The sequence below is a fragment of the Streptomyces ureilyticus genome (assembly GCF_011045025.1).
Taxonomy (GTDB): Bacteria; Actinomycetota; Actinomycetes; order Streptomycetales; family Streptomycetaceae; genus Streptomyces; species Streptomyces ureilyticus.
In genome coordinates, this window is record NZ_JAAKZX010000354.1 from 1 (window position 1) to 5,606 (window position 5,606).

At 71.3% G+C, this 5,606-nt stretch carries 4 protein-coding genes; 2 read left to right on the forward strand and 2 right to left on the reverse strand.

Features of this window, described 5'->3' with window-relative positions; translation table 11 throughout:
- A partial coding sequence (locus tag G6048_RS46450; protein WP_206342976.1) for a BACON domain-containing protein occupies nt 1–1,684 on the reverse strand: 1,684 nt, incomplete at its 3' end.
- Between the two features lie 257 nt (nt 1,685–1,941).
- On the opposite strand from G6048_RS46450, the gene radA reads away from it, so the two are divergent.
- Together radA and disA are read left to right on the forward strand one after the other, a co-directional pair.
- Entirely contained in the window at nt 1,942–3,351 is a 1,410-nt protein-coding gene (radA, locus tag G6048_RS46455; protein ID WP_165345647.1) for a DNA repair protein RadA, read from the forward strand.
- 81 nt (nt 3,352–3,432) lie between these two features.
- Entirely contained in the window at nt 3,433–4,557 is a 1,125-nt protein-coding gene (disA, locus tag G6048_RS46460) for a DNA integrity scanning diadenylate cyclase DisA (RefSeq protein WP_165345648.1), read from the forward strand.
- 54 nt (nt 4,558–4,611) lie between these two features.
- Here the strand turns inward: disA and G6048_RS46465 are convergent, their stop codons facing one another.
- A complete protein-coding gene (locus G6048_RS46465; protein WP_165345649.1) occupies nt 4,612–5,457 on the reverse strand; it encodes a hypothetical protein in 846 nt (281 codons plus the stop codon).
- Nucleotides 5,458–5,606 lie beyond the last annotated feature (149 nt).

A 5,606-nucleotide genomic window follows, 5' to 3' on the forward strand; every position in this document is an offset into this window, starting at 1 on the left:
CGCTGGGCGTGGGGCCGGGGTCGGACGGTGTGGGAGCGCTCGGGGTCGGGTCCGGAGCAGGGCCCGGGCCCGGATGTGACGGGCCCGCCGTGCCGGAGCCGTCGATCGAGACCGCCGCGCCCGCGGGTGCGATCGACACCCGCGCGCTCCAGGGGCCGTTCGGCTCGAGGAGAGGGTCGACGTACGCCTTGATCGTCAACGACTCGCCGGGCGACAGCGTTCCCGACGACCGGCTCAGGTAGAGCCAGGAGGCGCCGGTGTGCGCGGACCAGCGGACCGGGGAACCACCGCCACCGGATGCCCTCAGAGTGATCAGCGTCATGTCGCCGCTGGAATCGGCCTCTACGGAGAGGCCGTTTTTCTGGTCGCCGGAGGCCCCGCCGGTGACTCGTACGGAGACTTCGGACGAACGTTTTCCCTCCCCGGCGCTTTCGCCGGATCCCTTGCTGAGCTGCGGCTCCGGCTTCGCGTGGGCGCTGCCCGCGTTCCCGGAGTCGTCTGCGTCGGCTGCGTCGTCCGCATGTTCGCCGCCGAGTGCGGCGGGGCCGTGCGCCTCGCTCGCGATGATCGGGCGGCCCGGCGAGCCCTCGCCGGTGAGGGGGGCGCCTCGGTAGGCCGCCCACACGGCGAGTACGGGAGCCGCCACCACGGTGACGACGACCGTCGTCGTGACGGCACGCGCGCGAAGGCGGCTACGGCGGGCCGCGTGGTGCTTGGGGTCCATCGGGAAGCCGCGCCGGTCGAAGCGCGGAGTGGCACCCCGCGCGCGTGGGGCGCGCTCCATCGCCCCGTGGAGGGCCGCGCGCGGAGCTTCGACTACGGGGAGCGCGGCGGGCGTGACGCTCGTGCCCGGCCAGGAGCCGGGGATCGCGCGCTCGGCGGTACGGCGGCAGCGCGGGCAGTCGTCGACATGCCGGACGAGTTCGCGGCGCAGGGGCGTGCTGAGGACCAGCCGGTCTCCGGTGAGCCGGGCGACGCCCGGGCAGGCGCCGGTCTCGACGACGGCGAGGGCCGCGCGGGTGCGCTCGATCTCGCAGGCGGCGGCACCGAGGAGTTCGCGGGCGGCGAGCAGTTCCATACCGAGGACGGCGGCCACCTCCCGGGCGGCGAGCTGGTGCCGTACGGCGAGTTCGAGCGCTTCGCGCTGCTCGGGCGTGGTCCCGGCGGCCTCCGGCCAGGCGAGCAGGGCGAGTTCACGACGGCGACGGTCCTCTTTTGCGTCCGATTCGACGTCTGATTCGGCGTCCGACGCGCGCGTGCCGCGACGTTTCTGCCGGAGCGGCCCGGCCCCCTTGCCCTGTTTGGTCTGCCGGCCGGACCGCCGATTGCCCTGCCGGTCGGTGTCCGTGTCCTTGTCCCTGGTTTCGGCGAGCTTGCGCAGGCACGCCCAGCGGGCGAGGGCGTACAGCCACGCCCTGCGCTCGTCGGGTGCCCGCACGCCGCGCGGGCCGCGCCGCTCGGCGAGCGCGAGGGCGTCACCGAGGGCGGCGACCGCCGCGTCGTGGTCGCAGAGCACGGACAGGCCGTACGTGAACAAGCCGTCCAGATACGGCTCGTAGCGCGCGGGCGGGCACTTCGCCGGCGTACGGACCGCTGCCCGGCCGGAGTCGGCACGGTCGGGTTCGGCACCGTGCGCCGGGATTGCGCCGGTGGTGTGCGTGGTGGTTTCCGGACTGCGGCTCATCACCCGAGGGACCGTAGGCGCCGGGTGAGGGCCGCTTCTTGCCGCGTGAGCAGTTTTAATCCATACGGGTGAAACGATCCCTCATAAGGGGACAGGAATGATTAGTTCCGCGGCGTATTCCGGGTCGATTGCAACCGGTTTGCGAAGCCTGCCCTGATCTTGGCGACGAGGCCGGAAGCACGTGGTCATGGGCAGGTTCGTGGGCCGGTTCATGGGCGGGGCCGGCGTTGTCAGTGGCGGCGGTTACGGTTTCGTCCATGGCTGCCCGTACGAAGACCGCGAAGGACCGGCCGTCCTACCGCTGCACCGAATGCGGCTGGCAGACGGCCAAGTGGCTCGGCCGCTGCCCCGAGTGCCAGGCCTGGGGGACGGTCGAGGAGTACGGCGCGCCCGCGGTCCGTACGACGACCCCCGGCCGGGTCACGACGTCCGCGGTGCCCATCGGCCAGGTCGACGGCCGCACGGCAACCGCCCGCCCCACCGGCGTACCGGAGCTGGACCGGGTGCTCGGCGGCGGCCTGGTGCCGGGCGCGGTCGTGCTCGTCGCGGGCGAGCCGGGCGTAGGCAAGTCCACGCTCCTGCTGGATGTGGCGGCCAAGTCGGCAAGTGACGAACATCGCACGCTCTACATCACCGGTGAGGAGTCCGCGAGCCAGGTCCGCCTCCGCGCCGACCGCATCAAGGCGATCGACGACCACCTGTATCTCGCCGCGGAGACCGATCTGGCCGCCGTCCTCGGCCACTTGGACGCGGTGAAGCCGTCCCTGCTGATCCTCGACTCCGTACAGACCGTGGCCTCTCCGGAGATCGACGGCGCCCCCGGAGGCATGGCCCAGGTCCGCGAGGTGGCCGGAGCCCTGATCCGCGCCTCCAAGGAGCGCGGCATGTCCACCCTCCTTGTGGGCCATGTCACCAAGGACGGCGCCATCGCGGGCCCCCGCCTCCTGGAGCACCTCGTGGACGTCGTCCTGAGCTTCGAGGGCGACCGGCACGCACGCCTGAGGCTCGTACGAGGCGTCAAGAACCGGTACGGCACGACGGACGAGGTCGGCTGCTTCGAGCTGCACGACGAGGGCATCACCGGACTCGCCGACCCCAGCGGCCTGTTCCTCACCCGCCGCGCCGAGCCCGTCCCCGGCACCTGCCTGACCGTCACCCTCGAAGGCCGCCGCCCCCTGGTCGCCGAGGTCCAGGCCCTCACCGTCGACTCCCAGATCCCCTCCCCCAGGCGTACGACCTCGGGCCTGGAGACCTCCCGCGTCTCGATGATGCTCGCCGTCCTGGAGCAGCGCGGCCGGATCACCGCCCTGGGAAAGCGGGACATCTACTCCGCGACGGTCGGCGGCGTGAAGCTCTCCGAGCCGGCCGCGGACCTGGCGATCGCCCTCGCCCTGGCCTCCGCCGCGAGTGACACTCCTCTCCCCAAGAACCTCGTCGCGATCGGCGAAGTCGGCCTCGCGGGCGAGGTCAGACGGGTCACGGGCGTCCAGCGCAGGCTCGCCGAAGCGCACCGTCTGGGCTTCACGCACGCGCTCGTACCGGGCGATCCCGGCAAGATCCCTGCCGGGATGAAGGTCCTGGAAGTGGCCGACATGGGGGACGCGCTGCAGGTGCTTCCGAGGTCGCGTCGTCGAGAGGCCCCACGGGACGAGGAGGAGCGCCGGTAGACTTTGCCCAGGTCTCGACCGTCCGTACGAACGAAGTATGCGAAACGGGAGCGCCCCAGATCCTGCGACCGGAGGAGTGCAGTGGCAGCCAATGACCGGGCGGCAGCTCCCGGAAAGTCCGGTGGGAGCTCCGGTGCCGACGGGCTGATGCGCGCCTCACTGAGCGCCGTGGCACCCGGCACAGGTCTCCGCGACGGCCTGGAGCGGATTCTCCGCGGCAACACCGGCGGGCTCATCGTGCTCGGCTGGGACAAGACGGTCGAGTCGATGTGCACGGGCGGCTTCGTCCTGGACGTCGAGTTCACGGCGACCCGGCTGCGCGAGCTGTGCAAGCTCGACGGCGGCATCATCGTCGACAAGGACATCACCAAGATCCTTCGGGCGGGCGTACAGCTGGTGCCCGACCCGACCATCCCCACCGAGGAGACGGGCACCCGGCACCGCACGGCCGACCGGGTCTCCAAGCAGGTCGGCTTCCCCGTCGTCTCCGTCTCCCAGTCCATGCGCCTGATCGCGCTGTACGTGGACGGACAGCGCCGCGTCCTGGAGGACTCGGCGGCGATCCTCTCCCGCGCCAACCAGGCCCTGGCCACCCTGGAGCGCTACAAGCTCCGCCTCGACGAGGTCGCCGGCACGCTGTCCGCCCTCGAGATCGAGGACCTGGTCACCGTCCGGGACGTCTCGGCGGTGGCCCAGCGTCTGGAGATGGTGCGCCGGATCGCCACGGAGATCGCCGAGTACGTGGTCGAGTTGGGCACGGACGGGCGCCTCCTCTCCCTCCAGCTGGACGAGTTGATCGCGGGCGTCGAGCCCGAGCGCGAACTCGTCGTACGCGACTACGTTCCGGAGCCGACCGCCAAGCGCTCCCGCACGGTCAACGAGGCCCTCTTCGAGCTCAATGCGCTCACCCACGCCGAACTGCTCGAACTGCCCACGGTGGCAAGGGCGTTGGGCTACACCGGTGCGCCCGAGACGCTCGACTCCGCGGTGTCGCCGCGTGGCTTCCGGCTCCTTGCCAAGGTGCCGCGGCTGCCCGGGGCGATCATCGACCGCCTGGTCGAGCACTTCGGCGGCCTGCAGAAGCTGCTCGCCGCGAGTGTGGATGACCTTCAGACGGTGGACGGCGTCGGGGAGGCGCGGGCGCGGAGTGTTCGGGAGGGGCTTTCGCGGTTGGCGGAGTCATCGATTCTCGAGCGTTACGTCTGAGGAACCTGGAGTTTCGTACGTCCCTGACGGAACCCTCCAGGAACGTACGAACCCTCAGTCCTTCGCCAGCACGAACGACGTGCGGGCCGTCGCCAGGCCCGGGGCCGTGGCTTCGACCAAGTACGTGCCCGCGTTCGCCGAACCCGCCGGAGGCGTGGCGCACTTGGGGGCGCTGGCCTTGCGGTCCCACTCCAGGTTGCGGGTGACGGTGTCCTGCGCCGGGATGCGGTACAGGACGCTGCCGGCGCCCGTCGGGCAGTCGGCCGAGGACCACATCTCGTCATCGCCGCCTGCCTGAGTGATCGTCAGCACCGCTTCCTTCGGGCCTAGATCGAGCTTGCAGTCGGTGGCGGAGGAGTTCGTGACGATCAGCTCCACTTTGGGCTGCTCATCGGGGGAGTACGAGTTCTTGACGCTGCGCAGCGTCAACTTGACGGCTCCAGGGGTGCAGTTGGGAAGGCTGGACCCGGCGGGAACCGCGTCCCCGGACACACCGCCACCCCCCACGCCGGCCGAGCCACCACCGGAACCGCCGCCCGCGCCACCGGAGGAGCCGTCCGCACCACCGGAGCCCGCGGAATCACCGCCGGAGTCGCCGGACCCGTCGCTTCCTCCGCTCCCCTCGCTACCGCCGCTTCCCCCGCTCTCCTCGCCCGACTCGTCACGTCCGCCCGGGGCTTCGCTGATCGCGGGTCCCGAACTGGTGGGGCCGGGCGTGATGGAGGGCGCGGGGTTCTTGCCGTTGGACCCGTTCGCGTCGTTGGTGCCGCCTCCGTCGCCGGAGGTGACGATCCAGGTGATCAGTAGCGCCAACAGCGCGACCATGGACAGCAGAACGGCCCTCCGTCGCCAGTAGATGGAGGAGGGAAGCGGCCCGACAGGATTGCGCAGAGATCCCACGGCCCAAACCTTACGAGAGATCGGCGGGTTCGCTGTCCCTACCCGCCGCCGTACGCCGCAACTTTTCCGGATCATCATCCCGGAACCAGTGCCTCGTGCCCTCTTCACCGCGGCCGAGCCGGATGAAGGAGCCCAGTTCGAGCCCAGAC